Below are 26264 nucleotides of genomic sequence, written 5' to 3'. Positions count from 1 at the left end.
GTTGCACCTCAAATCAAAAGGAAACGCCGCCCTCGCCCACCAGCTTCTCCAGCGCCCAGATCAGGACGAAGTCGATCAGCACGATCAGCACGGCAAACGAGAACACGGTAGGGTCGAGCGATGACACGGTGCGGCTGTACATCCAGATCGGCACGGTCATGACGTCGATGGTGTAGAGGAAATAGGTCACAGTGAATTCGTTGAACGAGACGATGAACGCCAGCAGCATCCCCGCCAGAATCCCCGACTTCATCAACGGCACCACCACATCGACAATCGCCCGCAGCGGTGAGGCGCCGAGCATCCGCGCCGCCTCTTCGACTTCGTTGCCGATGGAGAGCATCGCGGCGGTGCAGTTTTTCACCACGAACGGCAGCGCCAGAATCACGTGGGCAATCACCAGCCGCGAGGTGGTCAGGTGAAACGGCAGGCTGTCGAACACCAGCAGCAAGGCCAGGCCCAACACCACCATCGGAAACACCAGCGGCAGCGACATCAGTTGCAGCGCCACGGCTTTGCCACGGAACTCGCAGCGGGTCAGCGCATAGGCGGCGGGCACCGCGATCAGCGTGGCGAAAACCATGGTCAGGCACGACACCAGCAGACTGGTGGCCATGGCCTGGCCGAGGCTCAGCACGTCGCTGGCGTCCGGCGAAACGAAGGTGTGCCAGGCCGCCTTGTACCATTGCAGGCTGTAGCTGCTCGGCGGGAAGTCGAGGTTCGATGCACCACTGAACGACATGACGATCATGGTCAGGATCGGCAACACCGCCAGCAGCAGAATGACCCCGGAAAGGATCCCGGCGAACTTGCCGGTGTCGCCGGGCAGCAGCGCCATGCGCTTGTTGGTCAGGGTACTCATTGCGAAGCCTCCAGCAGGCGCCGACGACGGCCGGTGATGTATTCGGACAAAGTCATGATCGCCAGCGTGGTGACGATCAGTACCACCCCGGCCGCCGATGCGGCGGGCCAGTTCATCAGCGGCGCGATCTGGTCATGCACCATCACCGCGAGCATCGGCACACGGCGCCCCCCGAGCAGCAACGGCACGACAAAACTGCTGGCGTTGTAGGCGAACACCAGCGTCGCCCCGGTGATGATCCCCGGCAGACTCATCGGCAACACCACCTGACGGAACACCTGAAAACGACTGGCTCCCAAGGTAGCGGCGGCCTCTTCGTAGGTGCGCGCAACACCGCGCATGGCGCTGGCAATCGGCAGCACGGCCAGTGGAAACGCAGTCTGCACCAGGCCCATCAGCACGCCGTTCTGGTTGTACAGCAACATGATCGGGCGCTTGATCAGGCCCAGGCCCATCAGCGTCTGGTTGAGCATTCCGCCCGGGCCGAGAATCACCAGCCAGCCGTAGCTTTGCAGCAGCAGGTTGACCAGCAGCGGCAACAGCACCGCCGCGAGAAAAATCCGCCGCACGAACGGCGAGGTCAGCCGCGACATGGTGTACGCCACCGGGATCGCCAGCAGCACCGCGATCACCGCACTGATCAGCGCCAGACGCAGGGTCAGCAGCAGGGATTTGAGGTAATAGGGTTCGAGTAATTGCGCGTAGCTGGCGAGGCTGAACCCGCTCCATTCCGCGCCTTTAGTGCCGACGCTCATGCGTAGCACCAGCAGGCTGGCGGCGATCAGCACACCGAGAAACAGCATCGACGGCGTGAGGAAAAACCACGCCCGGGCAGTCGGCGAAACACCGCGCGCCGGACGCACGTCAGCGGCGCCGACCGGTTGGGTCAGGGATTGATGTTCCATAGCAATGATCTCGTCAATGGAAAAACAACAGGATTGAAATCCGGGATAAACCCTGTGGCGAGGGAGCTTGCTCCCGCTGGGTCGCGAAGCGGCCCCATGAATGGCTAGACGCATTCGCAAGGTTGCCATTCAGATTGCGGCTGCTTCGCAGCCGAGCGGGAGCAAGCTCCCTCGCCACAAAAGATCTTCAGTCCTCGGAAATCAGGAAGAAAAAATTTCCGTATAGCGACGAATCCATTGGTCATGCACGGTCGCCAGGAAGGCGTTGTCGTGCATGATCGCCTTCTCGGCAATCTGCTCCGGGGTGAGGATGTACGGGCTCTTGCGCGCTTCGGCGGAGATGATCGCCTTGGCGTTGACCGGGCCGTTGAAGATGTCTTCGGCCATCTTGCCCTGCACCAGCGGATCGAGAGAGTGGTCGATGAAGGCGTAGGCCAGGTCGGTGTCGCCCGGACGGTTCTTCGGCATCACCGAGAGCATCAGGTCAGTGTAGAAACCTTCCTTCATGCCGAACGTGGCACCGAGACCGTAGTTCGGATCGCGGATCTGCTTGGGGAAGAATGCCGGGGCGTACAGCCCACCCATGTCCAACGACCCGGTGCGGAACAGCTCGGCGATCTGGTTCGGGTTCTCGCCGAGGGTGACCACGCGATCCTTGAGCTCGGCGAGTTTCTTGAAGCCCGGCTCGATGTTGTGTTCATCACCACCGGCGAGTTTTGCGGCGATGATGATCAGGTCCATGGCCTCGGTCCAGTTCGGCGGCGGCAGGAAAATGTTCGGCGCTAGATCGGCATCCCACAGCGCGGCGTAACTGTCCGGAGCCTGTTTGAGGGTGCGGGTGCTGTAGACCAGACTGTTGCACCACAGCAGGTAACCGATGCCATGCCCGTTGGCGCCGGTGCGGTATTGTTCCGGTACGTCGATCAGGTTGGGAATGCGGTTGAGGTCGGGCTTTTCCAGCAGCCCGGCGGCGGCCAGACCTTCAGCGCCGACCCCGGCCAGGGTGATGATGTCGTACTGCGGACGGTCACCGCCGGCCTTGAGTTTGGCGACCATTTCAGAGGTGCTGCCAGTGCGGTCGGCGATGACCTTGGCGCCGGTCTTGGCCTCGAACGTGGCGGCGATGTTGCGCAGTGCGGCGAGGCCGGTGTCATCCGACCAGGTCAGCAAACGCAAGGTCTTGCCGGCAAACCGTGTGTCGCTGGCGCTGGCCCGGATGAAGGGCATGCTCAGGGCCGCCGCTGCTACCGAGGCGACGCTGACGGTTTTAATGAATTGACGCCTGTTCAGATCATGCTCGCCCATGAAGGACTCCCTTTGTTCTTTTAAGTATGAGGTTGGTCGCAACCGTTGCATCCGCGCGGCCGGATCCGCTGCAGGCCTTGTATTCAAAGGCCTGCAGCGCAGCCGACGGGTTCATCCTGAGGTCGTGCAATACACCTGACTATCGATAAAAACTCATCGAAGCCATGACACCGACGCATGCCTCGTTGCGAGGCATGCGCTCACCTTTTTCGGGCGCTCAGAGCGCCCGGATCACGTGTTTGATTTCCTGAAACGCAGCCAGGCCCCACGGCCCCAATTCACGGCCGATGCTGCTCTGCTTGTAGCCGCCCCACGCCGTCTGCGGGAAGATCACTTGCGGCGCGTTGAGCCATACAAGCCCCGCCTGCAGGGCGTTGGCGACGCGGTCGGCAGTCTCGGCGTTACGCGTCACCACACTGGCGACCAGCCCGAACTGGCTGTCGTTGGCCAGGGCAATCGCCTCGGCTTCGCTGCCGAAACTGCGCACGCAGAGCACCGGGCCAAAGATCTCTTCACACCACAGCGCACTGTCGAGGGGCACGTCGGTGAACACCGTCGGCTGCAAAAAATAACCGCGCGGCAGATCCGCCGGACGATTGCCGCCGCACACCAGCTTCGCTCCGGCGCTCAGACCACGGTCGATGTGGCCGAGCACGCGCTGGTATTGCGCCTGATTGACCAGTGCGCCCATCTCCACGTCCGGGTCGAACGGGTCGGCCACGCGAATCGCTTGCGCGCGCTTTTGCAGACGCTCAAGAAATTCATCGGCCAGCTCATCGGCGACCAGCACGCGACTGGTGGCTGAGCACATCTGCCCGGCATTGAAGAAACCGCCGCCGCAAGCCAGTTCCACGGCCAGTTCCAGATCGGCGTCTTCGAGCACCAGCAACGAAGATTTGCCACCCAGTTCCAGGCTCACGCCCTTCACGGTTTCGGCGGCACGCTGCATCACTTGCACGCCGACAGCGTTGCTGCCGGTGAAGGAAATCTTCGCGATGCGCGGATCCGCCGACAGCGGCGCACCCACTGCCAGCCCGGTGCCGCAGACCAGGTTGAACACGCCCTCGGGCAGACCGGATTCAGCGATGATCGCCGCCAGTTCCAGCTCCGGCAGCGGCGTGACTTCCGACGGTTTGAGCACCACGCAGCAACCGGCGGCCAAGGCCGGTGCGAGCTTCCACGCAGTGGTGACCATCGGAAAATTCCACGGCACGATCAGCCCGACCACACCGCACGGTTCACGGCGCAGACGCGCACTGAAATCGTCGCTGGGCAGCGCCACGTTGCTGTCGAGTTGTGCGTCGAGGCCTTCGGCCAAACCGGCGTAATACTCGAAGGTGGCGATCACATCATCGACGTCGATGGCCGCTTCGAACTGTGGCTTGCCGTTGTTGCTCGACTGCAACTTCATCAAGTGGTCACGCCCGTTGCGCACACCGTTGGCAATGTTGCGCAGGATCGCGCCGCGTTCGGCACCGCTGGTTTTCGACCAGTTCTTGAACGCTGCAGTGGCCGCGCTGACGGCCAGATCAACCGCGCGTTCATCGCCGCCATTGACCGTGGTCAGCAGTGCTTCGGTGGCCGGGTTGATCACCCGCAGGTGCTCACGCCCGGCCGACCATTGACCATTGATGTACAGACCATCGAGGGTGGTTGGCAAGTTGATCATTGGGCCACCGCCTGCATCCATTGGGTCTGGTCGATTTCGATCACGGTCGGGCCTTGGCGGTCAGTCGCTGCACGCAGCGCGCCACGCAATTGTTCAACCGAACTGATCGCTTCGGCGGCGCAACCCAGAGCCTTGGCCACACCGATGAAATCGGGGGTGTAGATGTCGACGCCGACCGGCTCGATGGCGCGGTTGACCATGTACTTCTTGATCTCTTCGTAACCCTGGTTATTCCACAGCAGCACGATCACCGGGGTGCGCGCTTCAACTGCGCTGGCCAGTTCCGGCAGGGTGAACTGCAAGCCGCCGTCGCCAATCAGGCACACCACCGGCGGACGAGCGCCGCCCTCGAGGTTGCCGCCAAGCCACGCACCAATCGCCGCCGGCAGGGCGTAACCGAGGGTGCCGTAACCGGTGGACGAGTTGAACCAGCGCCGTGGTCGCTCCGGGTTGAAGGTGAGGTTGCCGGTGTACACCGGTTGCGTGGAGTCGCCGACGAACACCGCGTCCGGCAACTCGTGCAGCACGGTTTCGAGGAAGCGTGTCTGAGCCAGTGTTGGCGCATCCCAGGTCGCGGCCAGCTCATCGCGCAGACGCGCTGCCCGCACCTGGCCCCAATCGTTGCGTCGCTCAGCCAGCGCCTGCTGCGACAGCGCACCGAGCAGCGCTTGCGCAGCGTTGCGCGAGTCGGCGACCAACGCCACGTGCGGCGGATAGTTGCGCACGGTCTGATCGGCGTCGATGTCGATGCGCAGCAACTTGCCGGGAATCTCGAAGCCGCCGGCGAAGGTCACGTCGTAATCGGTTTCGGCCAGTTCGGTGCCGATTGCCAGCACCACGTCGGCATCGGCCACCAGCGCGCGCGTCGCGACCAGGCTTTGCGTCGAGCCGATCAGCAGCGGATGGCTGGTCGGCAACATGCCTTTGGCGTTGATGGTCAGCGCCACCGGGGCGTCGAGCAACTCGGCCAGTTCGGTGAGTTCGGCGGCGGCATCGATGGAACCGCCACCGGCGAGAATCAGCGGACGCTGAGCGCCGGCCAGCAATTCGCTCATGCGCCGTACGGCAGCCGGTGCAGCCCCGGCGCGGTCGATATTGACCGGGACGCTGGCGAGCAGTTCGTCAGCCTGTTCCACCAACACATCCAGAGGAATCTCGATGTGCACCGGACGCGGACGCCCGGCCTGAAACAGTGCGAAAGCACGGGCCAGCACGGCCGGCAATTCTGCCGCCGACATCAAAGTGTGGGAGAACGCCGCGACGCCGCCGACCAGCGCGCTCTGGTTCGGCAACTCGTGGAGCTTGCCGCGACCGCCGCCCAACTGGCTGCGGGTCTGCACGCTGGAGATCACCAGCATCGGGATCGAGTCGGCGTAAGCCTGGCCCATCGCGGTGGTGATGTTGGTCATGCCCGGGCCGGTGATGATGAAGCACACACCCGGTTTGCCGCTGGTGCGCGCGTAGCCGTCGGCCATGAAACCGGCGCCCTGTTCATGCCGTGGGGTGACATGGTTGATGCTCGAACGGGCCAGCCCGCGATACAGCTCCACGGTGTGCACCCCGGGAATGCCGAACACCTGCTCGACCCCGTAATCCTCGAGTAACTTGACCAGTACTTCGCCACACGTCGCCATGTCGATTGCCCTTCTTGTTGTTCAATACGCCGTGCCAGTGTGGGAGCGAGCTTGCTCGCGAAAGCGGTGTATCAGCCACATTGATGCTGAATGGAAAACCGTATTCGCGAGCAAGCTCGCTCCCACATCGATCCGGGTGGAATGAGCTCATTGAACGGGCGGCAGGTAGCGGCAACAATCGATTAAAAGTCATACTAGCCATGTCCTCACGTCATACCTTGGATCCACATGAAACGACTGCCTCCCCTGCCCGCCCTGCACACGTTTCTGATCACTGCGCAGTGCTGCAACTTCACCCGGGCGGCCGAGCAGTTGCACATCACCCAGGGCGCGGTGAGCCGGCAGATCGCCGGGCTGGAAGATCATCTGGGGTATGAGCTGTTCATCCGTCTGGCCCGAGGCCTGGAGCTGACCGCCGAAGGGCGCGAATGGCTGCCGCGGGTGGAAAAGATCTTCGGGTTGATCAGCGAGGCCACCGAGCAGATCGGGCGCAAGCGTCAGACCCTGCAACTCAAGGCGCCCAGCTGCGTGATGCGCTGGCTGGTGCCGCGCCTGCTGCAATGGCAAAAGGAACGCCCGGACGTGCCGGTCAAACTGACCACTACACTGGCCCATGGCGTCGACTTTCAGCGCGAGCAATTCGATGCGGCGGTGATCTACGGCACGCCGCCGGACAACTCATCGACCGCGCTGCATCTGTTTGATGAACAACTGACGCCGGTCTGTTCGCCTGCGTTATTGAAAGGCCCACCGGTGCTGAGCGAACCGGCCGATCTGCAACAGCATCTGCTATTGCATCCGACCCGCGATACGCAGGATTGGACGGTGTGGCTGACGGCGGCCGAATTGCAGTTGAACAACGTCAACACGGGCCAGCATTTCGAGACACTGGATCAGGCGATGTCGATGGCGTCCCACGGGACGGGTGTGGCGATTGGCGACTGGTCGCTGATCGGCGATGACCTGCACGCCGGACGGTTGGTGATGCCGTTTGATCTGAAGGTGAAGACGGGGCTGGGCTACTACGTGGTAATGCCGCAGGGTGCGGGGGCGTCGCCGCAGCTGGAAGAACTGATGATCTGGCTGGTGGAGCAGGCGCATACCCGCTGAGCCACCCAAACACCCTGCAGGAGCTGCCGCAGGCTGCTCCTACAGGGGGCGTTTGCAGGTCAGTAGCCGACGGTAAACCGCTGACGCGAGTGCTTCGACGTTTCCACTTCGTCGATCAACGCAATCGCGTAATCGGCAAAGGTGATCCAGCTGCGACCTTCGGCACTCACCAGCAAGTGATCCTTGCCGACGCGGAAGCTGCCGGTGCGCTCACCTTCGACAAACTCGGCCGATGGCGAGAGAAAGGTCCAGTCCAGTTCCTTCTCCTGACGCAAGGCATCGAGAAACGCTGCCCCGGCGCTGGCCTCGGCTTTGTACTCGGCCGGGAAACCGGCGCTGTCGATCACTCGGGTGTCGTCCGGCAGCAGCAGCGAACCGGCACCACCGACCACCAGCAGACGTTTCACGCCCGCCTGCTTCACCGGGCCAACCACGGCACTGGCCGGTACCGTGGCGAAATGCGCGGCGCTGATCACCACGTCGTGACCGGCGACGGCGGCTTGCAGCGCTGCCGAATCCAGCACATCGACATTCTTGCTGACCACACCGGCACGTGCGCCGATCTTCGAGGTGTCGCGGGCGATGGCGGTGACACTGTGGCCACGACGCAGGGCTTCTTCTAGCAGTTGGCTACCGGCACGACCGGTGGCACCAATGATTGCGATCTTGCTCATGACATTCTCCAGTTGGCTTGAGAGTTTCGACGACTGCATAAATCTAATTTTGAAGCGGTATTCCCTGTGGCGAGGGCGCTTGCTCCCGCTGGAGGGCGGAGCACTCCCCGCCTGTTTCAGCTACAACGCATTGGCAGGTTTTACGCCTGCTGCGCAGGCGGGCGGGAGCAAGCTCCCTCGCCACAAAAGTCCTCTCGACCTGTGTTCCAGATCAATCGGCTTACCACTGCATTTCGCCCTTGGCGACTTTGGCGCTCAGCTCCAGCGAGCTTTCTTCGCCGAGTGTCGGGTAGCGCTTTTGCATGGCCTTGATCAGTGCGGCGGAATCCTTGGCCTTGGCGGTTTCTTCGTCGAAAGCCTTAATGTAGTCGGCGGTGAATTTCACGCTGGCCAGCGAGCGGCTGCTCTCGCCCAGGTAGTGACCGGGCACCACGGTTTTTGGCTTCAAGGTTTCAATCGAATGCAGGGTTTGCAGCCAGTCGGCGTGGGATTGCGCGGTCTGGGTATCAGCCATCCACACATGAATGTTCTCGGCGACTACCACGCCACCGACCACAGCCTTGAGCGACGGAATCCACACGAAGCTGCGATCCGGTTGTTTGCCTTCAAGGCCGACCACCTGCAGTTTCTGCCCTTCGAGCATCAGGCTGTCACCCTTGAGCACGCCCGGCACGATGGTTTTGGCCGGTACGTCGGCGCCCATTTTCGGGCCCCAGAAAGCGAGTTTGCCGGCGACGGTTTTGTTGATGTGATCCACGGTCGGCTGCGAGGCCAGCACTTCGGCGTCGGGGAAGGCCTGGGTCAGGGTGTCGAGGCCGAAGTAGTAATCCGGGTCACCGTGGCTGATGTAAATGGTGGTCAGGTGTTTGCCGCTGGCGCGGATCTTTTCTACCACTTGCTCGGCCTGGGCCTTGCCGAATTGCGCGTCGACCAGGATCGCGTCTTTCTCGCCGCTGACCAGCACCGAGGTCACCGGGAAGATCGCGTTGGTGCCCGGGTTGTAAACGTCCAGGGTCAGGTTGGCGGCAGCGGCGTGGGCCGCAAAACCGAGGGTGGCGGTGGCCAGCAAAACGCGCTTGAGGGTGGTGAAGCCGATCATCTGTTGCTCCGTGATCCGAATGCCGTGTTTGGCGATGGGACAGAGCTTAGTTGCCTGACTCGGTACAAAAAATGCGATGCTTGAACATAGTTTGTTTCTGAAAGCGGGCAAATCATGGATCGTCTTCAAGCAATGCGCGTGTTTGTCACGGTGGTTGATCTGGGCAGCCAGTCGGCAGCCGCCGATCATCTGGACCTGTCACGGCCGGTGGTGTCGCGTTATCTGGCGGAGCTGGAAGACTGGGTCGGCGCGCGCCTGATGCACCGCACCACGCGCAAATTGAGCCTGACCGCCGCCGGCAGCGAAATCCTGCCGCGCTGCCGACAGATGCTCGAACTCTCAAGCGACATGCAGGCCGCCGTCAGCGAACCCGACGAGGCACCGCGCGGACTGCTGCGCATCAGTGTCAGTACGTCGTTCGGTCAGGCACAACTGGCCGACGCGATGGCGGCGTACGTCAAGCGCTACCCCGGGGTCAGCATCGATCTGCAAATGCTCGACCGCACGGTGAATCTGGTGGATGAACGCATCGATCTGGCGATCCGCACCAGCAATGACCTGGACCCGAACCTGATCGCCCGGCGCCTGACGGTGTGCCGTTCGGTGGTCTGCGCCGCGCCCGCCTACTTGCGCGACAACCCGCCGCCGCAGCGGGTCGAGGACCTGAGCCGGCACAACTGTCTGACGCATTCGTATTTCGGCAAGAGCCTGTGGCATTTCGAAGAGGACGGCGAACCGGTGTCGGTGCCGGTGCAGGGCAACATCAGCGCCAACGAAGCCAGCACCCTGCTGCGCGCAACCCTGGCCGGAGCCGGCGTGGCGATGCTGCCGACCTACCAGGCCGGGGTGCATGTGCATGCCGGAGAACTGGTGCGTCTGCTGCCGGATGCCGAACCACGGCAGATGAACATCTACGCGGTGTACGCCTCGCGCAAGCACATGCCGGCGGCGCTGCGCAGCATGCTGGATTTTCTCGTCGAACGATTCCCGGAAAATCCCGAATGGGATATGGGCCTGTAGACTCCCACAGTGTTTGTAGCTGGCAACTCTATGCCGCTGACCTATGCTGAAAGTAATACCGCAGGGTATGCGTTCAGAGGTCTACGCCATGAACATCAGAACAAGAAGGTACTTCGCGATCTTCATCACCTGCGCCGCCACGCTGGCGCTGTACGGCACTGCGGCCTGGCGGGTCGAGCAACTGCGACAACTGCCCCGCGATTATGCGAGCTGCAATTTCGAGCGTTGTATTCCGCACAATGCGACGCTGAATGCATTGCGCTGATTCGGCTTGCTATCAACCCTGTGGGAGCTTGGCTTGTCAGCGATGGCGGTGGCCCAGACGCCTTCAGTGCTGACTGACAGGACGCAATCGCTGGCAAGCCAGCTCCCACAGGGGGCGGTGGTGTTTTACCCGATCACTGCTCGGCCTTCAGCCGGTCGCGAAACGCCTTTGGCGAAATGCCCACCCTGCGCCGGAACAGGCGCGTGAAGTTGGTCGGATCGGAAAACCCCAACAATTCCGACATCTCGTAAATGGTCATGCTGGTATAGGTCAGCAAACGTTTGGCTTCCAGTAACTGGCGTTCGTGCATGATCTGCAGCGCTGGCTGCCCTGCCAGCTCCCGGCAAGTACCGTTGAGGTGTGACACCGAAATCCCCAGGCGATGCGCCAGGTCTTCGACCTTCACATGCTGGCGGTATGTCTCCTCGACCAATTGAATGAAACCGTTGAGGTATTCGCGCTGGCGTTGTGGGCGCTGACTGGCGTTATGGCGCACGATCGCCTGACGGCTGACCCAGACCATGATCACGCTGACCAGCGAATGCATGAGCATTTCCCGCGCGGGTTGATGGCCGTTGTACTCGGCCTGCAATGCTGAAAACAGACTGTGCAGGTATTCCGCATCCTTGCCCGCCGGATAGTGCTCGGCCTGCGCCAGGGCATGCACCGAATTGCCCAGTTGCGCCTGCAGGTGGTTGATCAACGGATTGGCGAGGGTAACGACGAAACCTTCGACGTCCTCGGAAAAACGAAAGCCATGCACCGACAACGGGGGCAGGACTTGAATGGCGGGTTCGTTGAGCTGCGTGCGTTGACCTTCGATTTCAAGCTCTGCCTGACCTTTGAAAACGAAGAGTAACTGGCACAAATCGGCGTGGCGGTGGGGTTTGATTTCCCATTGATGTTCGCGGCTGCGTTTGGAAATGGTTTCACAGTGCAGCAAGTCAGGGGTCGGCCAGTCCAGGCTTTCACCGTAGAGCTTGAACACCGGAATCGAAGGCAGGTCAGGCTTGTTCATCACTTCAATCCAGGCCTCGAGGTTTGCGGGCGATAATCGCACCGATTGGCAGAATGTACAGTTATCGGCTCAGTTTTCACCTTCAATTGACAGACCCGCAAGGGAAAAATGCAAGCACTCGATCCATAAAAATCATTCACCGACTCACGTCGCGTGAAGCTTGCGAGTCATAAAAACAATGAAAACGCTGAAAACCCAAGTCGCCATCATTGGCGCCGGTCCTTCCGGATTGCTCCTCGGTCAGTTGCTGCACAACGCCGGCATCGACACCCTGATTCTCGAACGCCAGACACCCGATTACGTACTCGGGCGGATTCGCGCCGGCGTGCTCGAACAAGGCATGGTAGAGCTGTTGCGCCAGGCCGGAGTCGGCCAGCGCATGGACGCCGAAGGACTGGTGCACGGCGGTTTCGATCTGGCCCTGGACGGGCGTCTGGCCCACATCGATCTGCAGGGTCTGACCGGTGGCAAAACCGTGATGGTCTACGGCCAGACCGAGGTCACGCGGGACCTGATGGCCGCTCGTCGGGAGGCCGGTGCGTCGACGATTTACGAGGCGAGCCATGTCGTTCCTCACGGCATGAAAAGCGACGAAGCGTTTGTCACCTTCGAAAAGGACGGTGAAACCTGGCGCGTCGATTGCGATTACATCGCCGGTTGCGATGGCTTCCACGGCGTGGCCCGGCAGTCGATTCCCGAAGACTGCCTGAAGATTTTCGAACGGGTCTACCCGTTCGGCTGGCTGGGAATTCTCGCCGACACCCCGCCGGTGCACGAAGAACTGGTCTACGCCCGTCACAAACGCGGCTTCGCCCTGTGCAGCATGCGTTCAGCCACCCGCACCCGTTACTACTTGCAAGTGCCGGCGGAAGAAAACGTCGCGGACTGGTCCGATGAGCGCTTTTGGGCTGAGCTGAAAACCCGTCTGCCCGCCGAGCTTGCCGAAAAACTGGTCACCGGCCCGTCGATTGAAAAAAGCATCGCGCCGCTGCGCAGCTTTGTCGTTGAGCCGATGCAGTATGGGCGGATGTTTCTGCTCGGCGATGCCGCGCATATTGTGCCGCCCACCGGGGCCAAGGGCCTGAACCTGGCCGCCAGCGATGTCAGCACTTTGTTCAACATTCTGCTGAAGGTTTATCGCGAAGGCCGCACAGATCTGTTGGAGAAATACTCGGAAATCTGCCTGCGCCGGGTCTGGAAAGCCGAACGGTTTTCCTGGTGGATGACCTCGATGCTGCACCGTTTCGACGAACATGATGCTTTCAGCCAACGGATCAGCGCCTCGGAACTGGACTATTTCGTCAGTTCAGAAGCGGGTCGGAAAACCATTGCAGAAAATTACGTCGGGCTTCCTTATGAGGCTATCGAATAGCTTCCTACCGACTTACACTGGCGAGCATCCCCGCTCGCCCGATGGCCTGCGGGATTCTCACTGCCCGCAGGTTCCGCCCGTGACCAATCTTCACCAGCCTGAAACACCCAAACCGGCCATTCGCAGCGTGCTGGTCGCGCTGATGCTGGCGATCTTTCTCGGGGCATTGGACCAGACCATCGTCGCCGTCTCGATGCCCGCCATCTCCGCACAGTTCAAGGACGTCAGCCTGCTGGCCTGGGTGATTTCCGGGTACATGGTGGCGATGACCGTGGCCGTGCCGATCTACGGCAAGCTCGGCGATTTGTACGGGCGGCGCAAACTGATGCTGTTCGGCATGGGCCTATTCACCCTCGCCTCGCTGTTTTGCGGCATGGCGCAAAGCATGGAACAACTGGTGCTGGCGCGGATTCTCCAGGGCATCGGCGCCGGCGGAATGATCTCGGTCAGTCAGGCGATCATCGGCGACATCGTCCCGCCCCGCGAACGCGGGCGCTATCAGGGTTACTTCAGCAGCATGTATGCGGTGGCCAGCGTCGCCGGGCCGGTGCTCGGCGGTTACATGACCGAATACCTGTCGTGGCGCTGGGTATTCCTGATCAACCTGCCGCTGGGGCTGGGCGCCTGGTGGGTGGCCAATCGCAACCTGCGCGGGCTGCCGATTCCGCAACGCAAACCGATCATCGACTACCTCGGCACGCTGTTGATGATCATCGGTTTGACCGCGTTGCTGCTGGCCATCACTCAGGTCGGTCAGGGCCATTCGTGGCGCAGCAGCGAAGTGCTTGGCTTGTTCGCCTGTGCGGTGCTGGTGCTGGCGGTGTTCGTCTGGCATGAACGCCGGGCGCGTGAGCCGCTGCTGCCGATGCATCTGTTCACCAACCGCAACGCGTTGCTGTGCTGGTGCACGATTTTCTTCACCAGTTTTCAGGCGATCTCGCTGATTGTGCTGATGCCGCTGCGCTTTCAGAGCGTCACTGGCGCCGGTGCCGATGCGGCGGCGTTGCACTTGCTGCCGCTGGCGATGGGACTGCCGATAGGCGCCTATTTCGCCGGACGCCGCACCTCGGTGACCGGTCGTTACAAACCCCAGATCCTGACGGGTGCGATCCTGATGCCGATTTCGATTCTCGGCATGGCGTTCAGCCCACCGGATGCGACGCTGGTCAGCAGTCTGTTCATGCTGCTCAGCGGGATTGCCGGCGGCATGCAGTTCCCGACTTCATTGGTGGGCACACAGAACTCGGTGGAACAGCGCGACATCGGCGTCGCCACCAGCACCACCAACCTGTTCCGCTCGCTGGGCGGCGCAGTGGGTGTGGCGTTGATGTCGGCGCTGTTGCTGGCGTTATTGCAGGATTCGAGTTTTGCCCACCTGGCGAGCAACTCGCTGCTCAGCGAGGGGCATTCGGGCAACGTGCTGCTCGACGGTTTGAACGCCGCACCGGGCGATGCGCAGAACGCCTTGCGCGCCGAGCTTTCGGTGACGTTCCGGCATTTGCTGTGGGTGAGTACGGCGGTGTCGTTGCTGGGGCTGGCGGCGGCGATTGCGATGCCGAACAACCTGCTGCGCGGGCGCGAGCATGGTGCCAAATAACAGCAAAAGATCGCAGCCTGCGGCAGCTCCTACAGAGATGCATTCCCATGTAGGAGCTGCCGAAGGCTCGGGCCGCGTTCGGACGATCTTTTGATTTTCAGGGGCTGTAGTAACCCACCGCCACCAGAAAATGCCCGACCTTCTTCAGGTACGCATGCTTGTCCTCGACCTTGCCGGTCACCGGGTTTTTCCAGCGGTATTCGTATTCACCGTCATCCTGCTTGGCGATCAGCGCCAGCATCGGCTCGCCCACCGGTTTACCTTCCGGGTCCTTGATCTTGCTGAAGTCGGTGTTGATCAGGCGCAGGTTGGTGCCGTGGGCAACGTAGCGTTCGGTCTGCAGATCGACCACGAACACATACAAGTCATCCTGCAGATAACCACCCTTGAGCGAGTTGATGGCAGTCAGCGTGCCCTTCTCGTTTTTCCCCAGATCGGTTGCAGCCTTGTCGAGCAGTGCCTTGGCCTGCTCGGCTGATGCACGCGGCAGGTAATAACCGACGGCCAGAATCCGCTGGCCGATGCGCTGGTAGTAGACATGCTTGCGCTCGACCTTGCCGTCGGCCCAGTTCTGCCAGCGGTACTCGGCCTGTTGAATGCCGTTGCCTTCCGGCACCAGCAGAGCGTCCTTGAAGGCTTTCTGCAAATCCGGCGCGAGCACCTCGCTGACGTCACGGCCGATCAAGGCTGAAGAAGGCCCGCCGCTGGCGAGCATCACGCCCTTGGTGTCGACCACGAACACGTAGCGATCCTTGTCGACGAACTCGCCCTGACGGCTGAACGCGGCGAAGGCCTTATCGCCGTTGTCGTGGTAATAGGCCAGGGCCTTTTCCAGCAAAGCGATGGCGGCCTTGCTGTCGTCCTTTTGCGTGGCGGCAGCGTTGACCTGCCCTGCCCCCACAAAAAGCATCACCCCGAGCCACGCCACTTTATGCAAAAACCCCATAACGCATCCCTCGTTCTTGTTGGTGTTTCAAGAGCGTAGACGGCTTGGGGTCGGACGGAGGTCGAAGATGAATCCAGAAGTTGCCGCTTTTCCTGTGGTGAGGGAGCTTGCTCCCGCTCGGCTGAGAAGCAGTCGCAAAACCTGCAAATGCGCTCTACCTGAACGAAAGCAGGGGAGCGCTTCGCACTCCAGCGGGAGCAAGCTCCCTCGCCACAGATATCCTGACTTCGGCCCTACGGCCGGGCGTTGATCTGCTGCTGCAAGTTCTGGATCTGCGCCTGCAGGGTGTTGAGGTTGCGGGTCATCTGCCCGCGGAATGCGTCGAACTCGGCGGTATTGCCGCCACCCTGCGCAGCGGCCGGACGGTTGTCCTGTTCACTCTTGAGAACGACGATTTCCTGCTCCAGACGCTCGATCGCCGCGTTCGAATTGCCCTGCTTCTTCAGCGCCGTGATATCAGCGCCGAGGCTTTTCAACTGAGCGTCATAACTCTTGAGCTGGGCATCGACCTTGCCGGTGTCGGCCGGGGCGCTTTTCAGAGTGGCCAGTTCGGCGCTCAAGGCTTTGACCTGCGCCTGCAACTGGCTATTGGCGTTCTGTTGTTCGGTGGTCTGCGCGGTCATTTGCGCCAGACGCTTGTCCAGATCACTGGCCTGACCGACCACGCCTTGCTGCTGTTTGCTCTGATCCAGCAACTGGGTTTCCAGCTGTTTGATCTGCAACTTCAAGGCCTCGCTGTCACTGTTGACGTTGCTCTGGCTGGCGACGACCTTGCCGGAAATGTCCTGAAGGCGCCCCGCTGCTTCCTCGCTGATGCGCGCAAAGCTTTCCTGGGTCGCGACCAATTGCTGCTCCATCAGCGAAATCTGCTGGAAGCTCCACCAGGCCAGACCGATGAAGGCGAAGAACAACGCGCCGACCAGTGCCCACAGCGGCCCGGTACTCGCGGCCTTGACCTTGACCACCGGCGGCGTGCGCGAGTGCACGGAGGTGCGGGCGCTGGGCGGAATGTCATCGTCGTCAAAGGTGTCGGCGCGCAGGCTCGGTACATCGTCGAAATCGTCGTTGGCATCGTTACGCATGGACATTGAGGCAACCTTTGTGGAACGCGGTGATGGCTAAATGCTGCGAAGTATAACCGCCGCAGCCGCAGGGATTGACCCTCAAGCGGCAGTGCGGTTCATTGCTGGCCGGGCGACTTGTATCAACGGATGTCCTGGGCTTTCCACCAGCCACAGAACTCGTCGAGGGCCGACCACAGGCTGACTTTCGGATCGTAGTCCAGATAATGCCGGGCGCGACTGATGTCGAGGGTGAAATTTTTCTTCATGACCTGCATGCCCAGCCGCGACAGGGTCGGCTCCGGGCGGCCCGGCCAGAGTTTGCACACGCCTTCGTTGAGCGCCGCAACGCTGTAGGCCAGGCCATACGAACGGTATTTGGTGACCTGCGGCACCTCCATCTTACGCATCACGTAATTGACCACATCCCACAACGGTACCGGCGCGCCATTGCTGATGTTGTAGGCCTTGCCCAGCGCGGAGCCGGCCGCCAGCAAGCTGCTGAGCAGCGCTTCGTTGAGGTTCTGCACACTGGTGAAATCGACTTTGTTCAGACCGTCGCCAATGATCGCCAGACGGCCCTTGCGCTGCATGTTCAGCAGGCGCGGGAAGATGCTCATGTCGCCGGCACCCGTGACAAAGCGCGGACGCAGAGCAATGGTTTCCAGACCGAATTCCTGCGCACCGAAGACCTTTTGTTCGGCCAGGTATTTGGTCGCCGCGTAGTGATGTTTCAAGCGCTTGGGCACTTGCTCTTCGGTCAGGCCGAGGTGATCGCGGCCATCGAAATAGATCGACGGCGACGACAGATGCACCAGCCGCCGCACGCGTTGCTTGAGGCAGGCTTCGACGACGTTTTCAGTGACCTGCACATTGCCCTGATGAAAGTCCTGATAGCGCCCCCACAAACCGACGGCACCGGCGCAGTGCACCACGGCTTCGACGTCGGCGCAGAGTTCGCGCACCAGATCCGCATCGGTGAGATCGCCCGGGACGAACTCGGCGCCACGGCGCACCAGATGCTCGACGCTTTCGGCCCGGCGACCGTTGACCCGCACGTCCAGGCCCTGCTCCAGGGCGAAACGCGCAAAGCGTCCGCCGATGAAGCCGCTTGCGCCGGTGACCAGAATTTTCATGTAACGCTCCGATGACTTTCGTTTACCTGATACGTCTGTCTTGACGCTGATCATCAGCCCAAGGGCACCAGCCAGCGCGATGAAGAACGTAGCAATTGTTCGGTCAGCAAGGCCAGCAGCTGACCGCCATTGCGCCAATGATGCCAGTACAACGGCACATCGATCGGTTTATCTGGCAACAGTTCGCGCAATACACCGCGTTGCAGTTGCTCGCGCACTTGCAGTTCCGGCACCAGTCCCCAGCCGAACCCGGCTTCGGTCAGGCGCACAAATCCTTCAGAGGACGGACACAAATGGTGCTCGAATCCGCCATCGACACCCAGCGATGCGAGATAGCGATGCTGAAGGAAATCGTCCGGGCCAAACACCAGCGCCGGGGTGCGCGGCAGCTGTTCGGCGCGTACCCCGTCGGGGAAATGCCGCTCGATGAATGCCGGACTGGCCAGCGCTCGATAGCGCATCGCCCCGAGCAACACGCTGCGCGCACCGGCCACCGGGCGTTCGCTGGCGCAGACACACGCCGCCACTTCCCCGGCCCGCATGCGCTTGAGGCCGACGGTCTGATCTTCCACCACCAGATCCAGCAATAAATGCTGCTCGGCGCAAAAATCGCCCACGGCTTCGGCCCACCAGGTGGCGAGGCTGTCGGCGTTGAGGGCGATGCGTAAACGTTCCGGCAGCCCCTCTTCGTCGAGCGCTGGCACCAGGGTCTGCAAGTCACGTTCGAGCAGGCGCACCTGCTGCACATGGTTGAGCAGCCGCCGGCCAATCTCGGTCGGAGATGGCGGCGTGCCGCGTACCAGCACCGGTTGGCCGACCCGCGCTTCCAGCAATTTGATCCGCTGGGAGATCGCCGATTGCGACAAGCCCAGCACCTGTGCAGCGCGTTCGAATCCGGCCTGCTCGACCACAGCGGCCAGCGCGGAAAGTAATTTATAGTCGAACATCAGTTTTCCTAATGAGCGATCAGCACTATTGGTTTTTCTTATACCGCTTTCGACCGGAGAATAGCCAGCAAGCACTCTTTATCAAGGAACACGGCAATGGCTGGCGAAACCTCTCTCACGACGCTGCTGCGCAGCATGAGCCCGCAGCTCAATGCCGGCGAATACGTGTTCTGCACCCTGCGCGACGCGCCGTTGCCCAATGGTCTGGAAATTGTCGGCAGCTTCCGCGAGCAGGAAGGCCTGACCGTGATTCTCGAGCGTTCCCAGGCTGAACGCGCCGGGTTCAGTTTCGATTATGTCGCGGCGTGGATCACCCTCAACGTGCATTCGGCACTGGAAGCCGTTGGCCTGACCGCTGCGTTCGCAAGCGCACTGGGCAAGGCCGGGATCAGTTGCAACGTGATCGCCGGGTACTACCACGATCATTTGTTTGTCGGTCAGGCCGACGCCGAACGCGCCATGCACGTGCTGCGCGATCTCGCAGCCAATGCGGAGTAATTATTGATGTGGCAAAGCTATGTGAACGGGCTATTGGTGGCCTTGGGGCTGATCATGGCGATCGGCACCCAGAACGCTTTTGTACTGGCGCAGAGTCTGCGACGCGAACATCACCTGCCGGTGGCGGCGCTGTGCGTGGCCTGTGATGCGCTGCTGGTGGCGGCCGGGGTTTTCGGCCTGGCCACGGTGTTGGCGCAGAACCCGACATTGCTCGCAGTGGCGCGCTGGGGCGGCGCGGTCTTTCTGATCTGGTATGGCAGCCAGGCGCTGCGCCGGGCGTTCTCGAAACAGAGTCTGGATCAGGGAGAAAACCACACCGTACGCTCGTTGCGCGCGGTGATGCTCAGCGCGCTGGCAGTGACGTTGCTCAACCCGCACGTTTATCTGGATACGGTATTGCTGATCGGCTCGCTGGGGGCGCAGCAGTCGGTGCCGGGGGCTTATGTAGTGGGCGCCGCGAGCGCGTCACTGCTGTGGTTTTTCACCCTCGCCCTCGGTGCCGCATGGCTCGCGCCGTGGCTGGCAAGGCCGAGTACCTGGCGGATTCTCGATCTGGTGGTGGCGTTGATGATGTTCACGGTCGCCGGGCAATTGATATTGGCCCAGTGATTTATTCCAAACAGCTCTGGAACCTCTATCCCACACAGTTGTTGCGTGGTTAAGCCTTGACCCCGGTGCTATGATCCGAACCCTGCGCCGCAAAGAGTAAAAACTCGTCGGTGCATTTCTGGCCGCCCGTGATCGGCCTTGCGCTCACCGCAACAGACCTGATTAGGAGAATCATCATGGCTTTCGAATTGCCGCCGCTGCCTTACGCACACGATGCCCTGCAGCCGCACATTTCCAAGGAAACCCTGGAATTTCACCACGACAAGCACCACAACACCTATGTCGTGAACCTGAACAACCTGGTGCCAGGCACCGAGTTCGAAGGCAAGACCCTGGAAGAGATCGTCAAGACTTCCTCGGGCGGCATCTTCAACAACGCCGCTCAGGTCTGGAACCACACGTTCTACTGGAACTGCCTGGCGCCAAACGCCGGCGGTCAACCAACCGGCGCACTGGCTGAAGCCATCAACGCAGCGTTCGGTTCGTTCGACAAGTTCAAGGAAGAGTTCAGCAAAACCTCGATCGGCACCTTCGGTTCCGGCTGGGGCTGGCTGGTGAAAAAGGCTGACGGTTCCCTGGCCCTGGCCAGCACCATCGGCGCCGGCAACCCGCTGACCAGCGGCGACACCCCGCTGCTGACCTGCGACGTCTGGGAACACGCTTACTACATCGACTACCGCAACCTGCGTCCGAAGTACGTTGAAGCGTTCTGGAACCTGGTCAACTGGAAGTTCGTTGCCGAGCAGTTCGAAGGTAAAACCTTCACCGCTTAAGCTGCGCGCCAGTCAAAAAACCCGGCTATTGCCGGGTTTTTTTATGCCTTTGCTTTGTGTAGGAGCTGCCGCACCGTGCCACGATTTCTGGCGCCTCTGTTTTTCTGTAGGAGCAGCCTTTGGCAGCTCCTACAGGAAATAGCGTTTTTTTCACGATGAACGTTGTCTGCGGCGGCTTGCCGGGGAAGCACATCGGACTAACATCAAACAGAGGAAAAATTGTCCCGCACCGCTCAAGTTGAGGGCCGAAACTACCGACACAGTACAAATAGAGCTGAGACTCCAGACAGCAGTATTTCGGCCAAGGCCACGGGCAAATGTTCCGAGGCTTGATTGTCCCTTTGACTGCCAACACGGGATTGCCAATACTCATGGCAACTTGACGCTACCCGCACGGAACAAGGAATAACCCTTTGAAGCTGGAACTCAAGAACAGCTTGTCGGTGAAGTTGCTCCGGGTCGTGCTCCTTTCGGCATTGATCGTCGGCGTGGTCTTGAGCTGCGCCCAGATTGTTTTCGATGCCTATAAAACCCGCCAGGCGGTGGCCGGCGACGCGCAGCGCATCCTCGACATGTTCCGTGATCCCTCGACGCAGGCCGTCTACAGCCTGGATCGGGAAATGGGCATGCAGGTGATCGAAGGCCTGTTCCAGGACGATGCCGTGCGCCAGGCCTCCATCGGCCACCCCAATGAAGCGATGCTCGCGCAAAAGTCCCGTGAGTTGCAGCACTCCAACAGCCGTTGGCTGACCGATCTGATCCTCGGTCAGGAACGCACCTTCACCACCCAATTAGTCGGTCGCGGCCCGTACAGCGAGTATTACGGCGACCTGAGCATCACCCTCGACACCGCCACCTATGGCGAGAGTTTCATTGTCAGTTCGGTGATCATTTTCATTTCCGGCGTATTGCGCGCCCTGGCCATGGGCCTGGTGCTGTATCTGGTCTATCACTGGCTGCTGACCAAGCCGCTGTCGCGGATCATCGAGCACCTCACCGAAATCAATCCCGATCGCCCCAGCGAGCACAAGATTCCGCAGCTCAAGGGCCACGAGAAAAACGAACTGGGGATCTGGATCAACACCGCCAACCAGTTGCTCGAATCCATCGAACGCAACACCCACCTGCGCCACGAAGCGGAAAACAGCCTGCTGCGCATGGCCCAGTACGACTTCCTCACCGGCCTGCCGAACCGCCAGCAATTGCAGCAGCAACTGGACAAGATTCTGGTCGACGCCGGCAAGCTGCAACGCCGGGTCGCGGTGCTGTGCGTGGGGTTGGATGATTTCAAAGGGATCAACGAGCAGTTCAGCTATCAGACCGGCGACCAGTTATTGCTGGCACTGGCCGACCGACTGCGCGCCCACAGCGGTCGCCTTGGCGCCCTCGCCCGACTGGGTGGCGACCAGTTTGCGCTGGTGCAGGCCGATATAGAGCAGCCTTACGAGGCGGCAGAACTGGCGCAAAGCATCCTTGATGATCTGGAAGCGGCGTTTGACCTCGATCATCAACAAATCCGCCTGCGCGCGACCATCGGCATCACCCTGTTCCCCGAAGACGGCGACAGCACCGAGAAACTGTTGCAGAAAGCCGAGCAGACCATGACGCTGGCGAAGACCCGCTCGCGCAATCGCTATCAGTTCTACATTGCCAGCGTCGACAGCGAGATGCGCCGCCGTCGCGAACTGGAAAAAGACCTGCGCGACGCACTGATTCGCGACCAGTTCTACCTCGTTTATCAGCCGCAGATCAGCTACCGCGATCACCGCGTGGTCGGGGTCGAAGCACTGATTCGCTGGCAGCATCCGGAGCATGGTCTGGTGCCGCCGGACCTGTTCATCCCGCTGGCCGAGCAGAACGGCACCATCATCGCCATCGGCGAATGGGTGCTGGATCAGGCCTGCAAGCAATTGCGCGAATGGCACGATCAGGGCTTCGTCGATCTGCGCATGGCGGTCAACCTGTCCACCGTGCAACTGCACCACGCCGAGTTGCCGCGAGTAGTCAACAACCTGCTGCAGATCTACCGTTTGCCGCCGCGCAGCCTGGAGCTGGAAGTCACCGAAACCGGCCTGATGGAAGACATCAGCACCGCCGCCCAGCATCTGCTGAGCCTGCGTCGTTCCGGGGCGCTGATCGCCATCGACGACTTCGGCACCGGCTATTCATCGCTGAGTTACCTGAAAAGCCTGCCGCTGGACAAGATCAAGATCGACAAGAGCTTCGTTCAGGATCTGCTGGATGACGACGACGATGCGACCATCGTTCGCGCAATCATTCAGTTGGGCAAAAGCCTGGGCATGCAGGTGATCGCCGAAGGCGTGGAAACCGCCGAGCAGGAGTCCTACATCATCTCCGAAGGCTGCCACGAAGGTCAGGGCTACCACTACAGCAAGCCGCTGCCTGCCCGGGAGCTGACTGCCTACCTCAAGCAAGCCCAACGCAGCAACGCGGCTATTTTATAAAGTCAAAAGATCGCAGCCTGCGGCAGCTCCTACAGGGATCGCATTCCCCTGTAGGAGCTGTCGAGTGAAACGAGGCTGCGATCTTTTGATCTGCGCCATCACACCGGCGTAAACAAGAAATATTTCCAGCCACAACCCTTTACACATAATGCGAAAGATTTGCATTATGTCGCAGCTTTGCGCACCCCCGCGCCCTGTCCATTCCATTACCGAAGCAGGATGTTCGCCATGATTCGTATGCCTCTGGCTACCGCCAGTCTGCTGGCCATCGCTATTTCCCTCGCCGGTTGCGGCGAAGGCAAAGACAAGGCTGCCGCCCCGGCCGCACCGACGCCGGCCGCCAGCACCGCCGCCGCTCCAGCACCTGCCGCTGCCGGTAAAGTCGATGAAGCCGCCGCCAAGGCTGTGGTCGCGCACTACGCCGACATGGTCTTCGCCGTTTACAGCGATGCCGAATCCACTGCGAAAACCCTGCAAACCGCGGTCGACGCGTTCCTCGCCAAGCCGAACGCCGACACCCTGAAAGCCGCTCGTGCAGCCTGGGTCGCTGCGCGCGTGCCTTACCTGCAGAGCGAAGTGTTCCGCTTCGGCAACACCATCATCGACGACTGGGAAGGTCAGGTGAACGCCTGGCCGCTGGACGAAGGCCTGATCGACTACGTCGACAAATCCTACGAGCACGCGCTGGGCAACCCGGGCGCCACCGCCAACATCATCGCCAACACTGAAGTGCAGGTCGGCGAAGACAAGGTCGACGTGAAGGACATCACCCCGGAAAAACTCGCCAGCCTCAACGAGCTGGGCGGTTCCGAAGCCAACGTCGCCACCGGCTACCACGCGATCGAATTCCTGCTCTGGGGCCAGGACCTGAACGGCACCGGCCCGGGCGCCGGCAACCGTCCGGCGTCGGACTACCTGGAAGGCGCAGGCGCCACCGGCGGTCACAACGATCGTCGCCGTGCGTACCTGAAAGCCGTGACTCAACTGCTGGTCAGCGACCTGGAAGAAATGGTCGGCAACTGGAAGCCGAACGTGGCTGACAACTACCGCGCCACCCTGGAAGCCGAACCGGCTGAAAGCGGCCTGCGCAAAATGCTGTTCGGCATGGGCAGCCTGTCCCTGGGCGAACTGGCGGGCGAGCGCATGAAAGTTTCGCTGGAAGCCAACTCGCCGGAAGACGAACAGGATTGCTTCAGCGACAACACCCACAACTCGCACTTCTACGATGCCAAAGGCATTCGTAACGTGTACCTGGGCGAGTACACCCGGGTTGATGGCAGCAAGATGACCGGCGCCAGCCTGTCGTCGCTGGTGGCCAAGGCTGACCCGGCTGCCGACACCGCGCTGAAAGCCGATCTGGCCGCTACCGAAGCCAAGATCCAGGTCATGGTCGATCACGCCAACAAGGGTGAGCACTACGACCAGTTGATCGCTGCGGGCAACACCGCCGGCAATCAGATCGTGCGTGACGCCATCGCCGCGCTGGTCAAGCAGACCGGTTCGATCGAAGCCGCTGCCGGCAAGCTGGGCATCAGCGACCTGAACCCGGACAACGCTGATCACGAATTCTGATCACGCGCGTCTGCGCCAAAAAAGGCGACCTTCGGGTCGCCTTTTTCATGCCTGCTTTTTGCGGTGATGCTGATGGCCTCATCGCTGGCAAGCCAGCTCCCACAGGTTTCGCGGTGTTCACACACTCCGAGTACAACACAAATACTGTGGGAGCTGGCTTGCCAGCGATGGCTGCGCCTCGGTCTCGAGTGAAACCCTGCCGCAAATCAAGCAAACGATAATTCCTCTTATTCAAACTCCCCCGCCCTGTTAGACTTTGCGCCTTTGTTTTCGCCCGTCCGCAGGATGTCTGATGCCCTCGCTGCTGCTTCGCTTGTCCGCACTGTTTCTGGCCCTGGGCCTGAGTGCCTGCGATGACGCCCCGCGCTTTACCAAGGCTGAGCCCGGTGAAGCGCGTTCGGGCGGGGCAACGACTGTGCGCAAGACCGATCAGAATGCGTTCTCGCTGCCTTCGGCCAATCTGCCGCCATCACGTCGGGTCGACTTCAGTGTCGGCAACAGTTTCTTCCGCAGTCCGTGGGTGATCGCCCCGTCGACCACCACCGCACGCGATGGCCTCGGCCCGCTGTTCAACACCAACGCTTGCCAGAACTGCCACATCAAGGACGGCCGTGGCCACCCGCCGGCACCGGAAGCGGCGAACGCGGTGTCGATGCTGGTGCGCCTGTCGATTCCCGATTCGCCGGCCTATGCCAACGTCATCGAGCAACTCGGCGTGGTGCCGGAGCCGGTCTACGGCGGCCAGTTCCAGGACATGGCCGTGCCCGGTGTCACGCCCGAAGGCAAGGTGCGTGTCGAATACACCCCGGTGTCGATTCGTTTCAAGGACGGTACCGAAGTCGAGCTGCGCAAACCGGCGCTGCAATTCACTCAGTTGGGCTACGGCCCGATGCACCCGGACACGCGTTTCTCGGCCCGCGTCGCACCGCCGATGATCGGCCTCGGCCTGCTCGAAGCCATTCCCGAAGAAGCGATCCTCGCCAACGCCGCCGCGCAGGCCAAAGAGAACAACGGCATTAAGGGTCGCGTAAATCGGGTCTGGGACGATGAGTTACAGAAAACCGTGGCCGGCCGTTTTGGCTGGAAAGCCGGGCAACCGAATCTCAATCAGCAGAATGTCCACGCGTTTTCCGGAGACATGGGCCTGACCACCAGCCTGAGACCCTTCGATGACTGCACCGACGCACAAACTGCGTGCAAACAGGCGCCGAACGGCAATGGCCCGGACGGCGAGCCGGAAGTCAGCGACAACATCCTGCGTCTGGTGCTGTTCTACACGCGCAACCTGGCGGTGCCGGCGCGCCGTGGCGTCAACGACGAGCAAGTGCTGGCCGGCAAGAACCTGTTCTTCCAGGCCGGTTGCCAGTCCTGCCACACCCCGAAATACACCACCGCCGCCAACGCCGCCGAACCTGAACTGGCCAATCAAGTGATTCGCCCGTACAGCGATCTGCTGCTGCACGATATGGGCGAGGGTCTGGCCGACCACCGCACCGAATTCCAGGCCTCCGGCCGCGACTGGCGCACCCCGCCGTTGTGGGGCATCGGCCTGACGCAAGCGGTCAGTGACCACACTCAGTTTCTGCATGACGGCCGCGCCCGCAATCTGCTCGAAGCCGTGCTCTGGCATGGCGGCGAAGCGCAGCAGGCGCAGCAACAGGTTTTGTCTTTCAACGCCGAACAGCGTGCCGCGCTGCTGGCGTTCTTGAACTCACTTTAAACACTTA

General features: G+C 61.3%; 23 protein-coding genes. 11 read left to right on the top strand and 12 right to left on the bottom strand.

Annotated elements, in window-relative coordinates; all coding sequences use genetic code 11:
* Window positions 1-13: 13 nt before the first annotated feature.
* The 5 genes from B1722_RS06010 to B1722_RS05990 all read right to left on the bottom strand — a co-directional run bounded on the left by B1722_RS06010 (window position 14) and on the right by B1722_RS05990 (window position 6375).
* Complete coding sequence (locus B1722_RS06010; RefSeq protein ID WP_041068455.1) at window positions 14-862, bottom strand: ABC transporter permease; 849 nt, start codon at window positions 860-862, stop codon at window positions 14-16.
* On the bottom strand, window positions 859-1767 hold the full coding sequence (locus B1722_RS06005) for an ABC transporter permease (protein WP_007965862.1): 909 nt from the start codon (window positions 1765-1767) through the stop codon (window positions 859-861). The genes B1722_RS06010 and B1722_RS06005 overlap by 4 nt, the downstream gene beginning before the upstream one ends.
* Window positions 1768-1968: 201 nt before the next feature.
* On the bottom strand, window positions 1969-3072 hold the full coding sequence (locus B1722_RS06000; RefSeq protein ID WP_086791825.1) for an ABC transporter substrate-binding protein: 1104 nt from the start codon (window positions 3070-3072) through the stop codon (window positions 1969-1971).
* Between the two features lie 217 nt (window positions 3073-3289).
* The gene (locus B1722_RS05995; protein ID WP_086791823.1) at window positions 3290-4741 is read right to left on the bottom strand and encodes an aldehyde dehydrogenase family protein; all 1452 of its coding nucleotides are present in this window, start codon (window positions 4739-4741) and stop codon (window positions 3290-3292) included.
* The gene (locus tag B1722_RS05990; protein ID WP_086791821.1) at window positions 4738-6375 is read right to left on the bottom strand and encodes a 5-guanidino-2-oxopentanoate decarboxylase; all 1638 of its coding nucleotides are present in this window, start codon (window positions 6373-6375) and stop codon (window positions 4738-4740) included. Before B1722_RS05990 ends, B1722_RS05995 begins: the two co-directional genes overlap by 4 nt.
* 228 nt (window positions 6376-6603) lie before the next feature.
* Between B1722_RS05990 and B1722_RS05985 the strand changes: the two genes are divergently transcribed.
* Window positions 6604-7485 carry a LysR substrate-binding domain-containing protein gene (locus B1722_RS05985; protein WP_086791819.1) on the top strand — a complete coding sequence of 294 codons (882 nt, stop codon included), beginning with the start codon at window positions 6604-6606 and terminating at the stop codon, window positions 7483-7485.
* Window positions 7486-7544: 59 nt separating this feature from the next.
* On the opposite strand, the gene B1722_RS05980 is transcribed toward B1722_RS05985, so the two are convergent.
* Both B1722_RS05980 and B1722_RS05975 read right to left on the bottom strand, forming a co-directional pair.
* Complete coding sequence (locus B1722_RS05980; RefSeq protein ID WP_086791817.1) at window positions 7545-8159, bottom strand: NAD(P)-dependent oxidoreductase; 615 nt, start codon at window positions 8157-8159, stop codon at window positions 7545-7547.
* Between the two features lie 220 nt (window positions 8160-8379).
* Window positions 8380-9258 (bottom strand): MBL fold metallo-hydrolase, encoded by an 879-nt coding sequence (locus B1722_RS05975; protein WP_086791815.1) that lies wholly within the window; start codon window positions 9256-9258, stop codon window positions 8380-8382.
* A 114-nt stretch (window positions 9259-9372) separates the two neighbouring features.
* Between B1722_RS05975 and B1722_RS05970 the strand changes: the two genes are divergently transcribed.
* Together B1722_RS05970 and B1722_RS29550 are read left to right on the top strand one after the other, a co-directional pair.
* Window positions 9373-10278 (top strand): LysR family transcriptional regulator, encoded by a 906-nt coding sequence (locus tag B1722_RS05970; RefSeq protein WP_217436720.1) that lies wholly within the window; start codon window positions 9373-9375, stop codon window positions 10276-10278.
* A gap of 88 nt (window positions 10279-10366) precedes the next feature.
* Window positions 10367-10543 (top strand): hypothetical protein, encoded by a 177-nt coding sequence (locus B1722_RS29550; RefSeq protein ID WP_174376820.1) that lies wholly within the window; start codon window positions 10367-10369, stop codon window positions 10541-10543.
* Window positions 10544-10676: 133 nt separating this feature from the next.
* Here the strand turns inward: B1722_RS29550 and B1722_RS05965 are convergent, their stop codons facing one another.
* Complete coding sequence (locus tag B1722_RS05965) at window positions 10677-11561, bottom strand: helix-turn-helix domain-containing protein (RefSeq protein ID WP_041068438.1); 885 nt, start codon at window positions 11559-11561, stop codon at window positions 10677-10679.
* A gap of 187 nt (window positions 11562-11748) precedes the next feature.
* Here B1722_RS05965 and pobA point away from each other — a divergent pair, with 187 nt between their 5' ends.
* Complete coding sequence (pobA, locus tag B1722_RS05960) at window positions 11749-12933, top strand: 4-hydroxybenzoate 3-monooxygenase (protein ID WP_174376831.1); 1185 nt, start codon at window positions 11749-11751, stop codon at window positions 12931-12933.
* A gap of 79 nt (window positions 12934-13012) precedes the next feature.
* Window positions 13013-14530: an MDR family MFS transporter gene (locus B1722_RS05955; protein WP_086791809.1), complete on the top strand. Its 1518-nt coding sequence runs from the start codon at window positions 13013-13015 to the stop codon at window positions 14528-14530.
* A gap of 97 nt (window positions 14531-14627) precedes the next feature.
* Here the strand turns inward: B1722_RS05955 and B1722_RS05950 are convergent, their stop codons facing one another.
* The 4 genes from B1722_RS05950 to B1722_RS05935 form a co-directional block, all read right to left on the bottom strand.
* The gene (locus B1722_RS05950) at window positions 14628-15476 is read right to left on the bottom strand and encodes a cache domain-containing protein (RefSeq protein ID WP_086791807.1); all 849 of its coding nucleotides are present in this window, start codon (window positions 15474-15476) and stop codon (window positions 14628-14630) included.
* A gap of 233 nt (window positions 15477-15709) precedes the next feature.
* Window positions 15710-16564: an ATPase gene (locus B1722_RS05945; protein WP_041068430.1), complete on the bottom strand. Its 855-nt coding sequence runs from the start codon at window positions 16562-16564 to the stop codon at window positions 15710-15712.
* Between the two features lie 116 nt (window positions 16565-16680).
* Window positions 16681-17673: an NAD(P)-dependent oxidoreductase gene (locus B1722_RS05940; protein WP_086791805.1), complete on the bottom strand. Its 993-nt coding sequence runs from the start codon at window positions 17671-17673 to the stop codon at window positions 16681-16683.
* Window positions 17674-17726: 53 nt separating this feature from the next.
* The gene (locus tag B1722_RS05935) at window positions 17727-18620 is read right to left on the bottom strand and encodes a LysR family transcriptional regulator ArgP (RefSeq protein ID WP_041068427.1); all 894 of its coding nucleotides are present in this window, start codon (window positions 18618-18620) and stop codon (window positions 17727-17729) included.
* Window positions 18621-18716: 96 nt separating this feature from the next.
* Here B1722_RS05935 and B1722_RS05930 point away from each other — a divergent pair, with 96 nt between their 5' ends.
* From B1722_RS05930 to B1722_RS05905, 6 genes are all read left to right on the top strand, one after another.
* A complete protein-coding gene (locus B1722_RS05930; RefSeq protein WP_041068425.1) occupies window positions 18717-19118 on the top strand; it encodes an ACT domain-containing protein in 402 nt (133 codons plus the stop codon).
* Window positions 19119-19124: 6 nt separating this feature from the next.
* Entirely contained in the window at window positions 19125-19727 is a 603-nt protein-coding gene (locus B1722_RS05925; protein ID WP_086791803.1) for a LysE/ArgO family amino acid transporter, read from the top strand.
* 176 nt (window positions 19728-19903) lie between these two features.
* Window positions 19904-20500 carry a superoxide dismutase gene (locus B1722_RS05920; protein WP_003227660.1) on the top strand — a complete coding sequence of 199 codons (597 nt, stop codon included), beginning with the start codon at window positions 19904-19906 and terminating at the stop codon, window positions 20498-20500.
* 413 nt (window positions 20501-20913) lie between these two features.
* Complete coding sequence (locus tag B1722_RS05915) at window positions 20914-22965, top strand: bifunctional diguanylate cyclase/phosphodiesterase (protein WP_041068421.1); 2052 nt, start codon at window positions 20914-20916, stop codon at window positions 22963-22965.
* A 228-nt stretch (window positions 22966-23193) separates the two neighbouring features.
* Window positions 23194-24537, top strand: a complete 1344-nt coding sequence (locus B1722_RS05910; protein ID WP_041068419.1) for an imelysin family protein — start codon at window positions 23194-23196, stop codon at window positions 24535-24537.
* Window positions 24538-24829: 292 nt separating this feature from the next.
* A complete protein-coding gene (locus B1722_RS05905) occupies window positions 24830-26257 on the top strand; it encodes a di-heme oxidoredictase family protein (RefSeq protein WP_086791800.1) in 1428 nt (475 codons plus the stop codon).
* Window positions 26258-26264 lie beyond the last annotated feature (7 nt).

This window comes from Pseudomonas sp. SCPG-7, assembly GCF_002156405.1.
Lineage (GTDB): Bacteria > Pseudomonadota > Gammaproteobacteria > Pseudomonadales > Pseudomonadaceae > Aquipseudomonas > Aquipseudomonas parakoreensis.
This window is presented reverse-complemented; position numbering and strand designations above follow the sequence as displayed.

What these genes read in the sequence shown, in the direction of transcription:
- B1722_RS06010 (WP_041068455.1), bottom strand. Translation starts at nt 862, where the DNA reads ATGAGTACCCTGACCAACAAGCGCATGGCGCTGCTGCCCGGCGACACC.
- B1722_RS06005 (WP_007965862.1), bottom strand. Translation starts at nt 1,767, where the DNA reads ATGGAACATCAATCCCTGACCCAACCGGTCGGCGCCGCTGACGTGCGT.
- B1722_RS06000 (WP_086791825.1), bottom strand. Translation starts at nt 3,072, where the DNA reads ATGGGCGAGCATGATCTGAACAGGCGTCAATTCATTAAAACCGTCAGC.
- B1722_RS05995 (WP_086791823.1), bottom strand. Translation starts at nt 4,741, where the DNA reads ATGATCAACTTGCCAACCACCCTCGATGGTCTGTACATCAATGGTCAA.
- B1722_RS05990 (WP_086791821.1), bottom strand. Translation starts at nt 6,375, where the DNA reads ATGGCGACGTGTGGCGAAGTACTGGTCAAGTTACTCGAGGATTACGGG.
- B1722_RS05985 (WP_086791819.1), top strand. Translation starts at nt 6,604, where the DNA reads ATGAAACGACTGCCTCCCCTGCCCGCCCTGCACACGTTTCTGATCACT.
- B1722_RS05980 (WP_086791817.1), bottom strand. Translation starts at nt 8,159, where the DNA reads ATGAGCAAGATCGCAATCATTGGTGCCACCGGTCGTGCCGGTAGCCAA.
- B1722_RS05975 (WP_086791815.1), bottom strand. Translation starts at nt 9,258, where the DNA reads ATGATCGGCTTCACCACCCTCAAGCGCGTTTTGCTGGCCACCGCCACC.
- B1722_RS05970 (WP_217436720.1), top strand. Translation starts at nt 9,373, where the DNA reads ATGGATCGTCTTCAAGCAATGCGCGTGTTTGTCACGGTGGTTGATCTG.
- B1722_RS29550 (WP_174376820.1), top strand. Translation starts at nt 10,367, where the DNA reads ATGAACATCAGAACAAGAAGGTACTTCGCGATCTTCATCACCTGCGCC.
- B1722_RS05965 (WP_041068438.1), bottom strand. Translation starts at nt 11,561, where the DNA reads ATGAACAAGCCTGACCTGCCTTCGATTCCGGTGTTCAAGCTCTACGGT.
- B1722_RS05950 (WP_086791807.1), bottom strand. Translation starts at nt 15,476, where the DNA reads ATGGGGTTTTTGCATAAAGTGGCGTGGCTCGGGGTGATGCTTTTTGTG.
- B1722_RS05945 (WP_041068430.1), bottom strand. Translation starts at nt 16,564, where the DNA reads ATGTCCATGCGTAACGATGCCAACGACGATTTCGACGATGTACCGAGC.
- B1722_RS05940 (WP_086791805.1), bottom strand. Translation starts at nt 17,673, where the DNA reads ATGAAAATTCTGGTCACCGGCGCAAGCGGCTTCATCGGCGGACGCTTT.
- B1722_RS05935 (WP_041068427.1), bottom strand. Translation starts at nt 18,620, where the DNA reads ATGTTCGACTATAAATTACTTTCCGCGCTGGCCGCTGTGGTCGAGCAG.
- B1722_RS05930 (WP_041068425.1), top strand. Translation starts at nt 18,717, where the DNA reads ATGGCTGGCGAAACCTCTCTCACGACGCTGCTGCGCAGCATGAGCCCG.
- B1722_RS05925 (WP_086791803.1), top strand. Translation starts at nt 19,125, where the DNA reads ATGTGGCAAAGCTATGTGAACGGGCTATTGGTGGCCTTGGGGCTGATC.
- B1722_RS05920 (WP_003227660.1), top strand. Translation starts at nt 19,904, where the DNA reads ATGGCTTTCGAATTGCCGCCGCTGCCTTACGCACACGATGCCCTGCAG.
- B1722_RS05910 (WP_041068419.1), top strand. Translation starts at nt 23,194, where the DNA reads ATGATTCGTATGCCTCTGGCTACCGCCAGTCTGCTGGCCATCGCTATT.
- B1722_RS05905 (WP_086791800.1), top strand. Translation starts at nt 24,830, where the DNA reads ATGCCCTCGCTGCTGCTTCGCTTGTCCGCACTGTTTCTGGCCCTGGGC.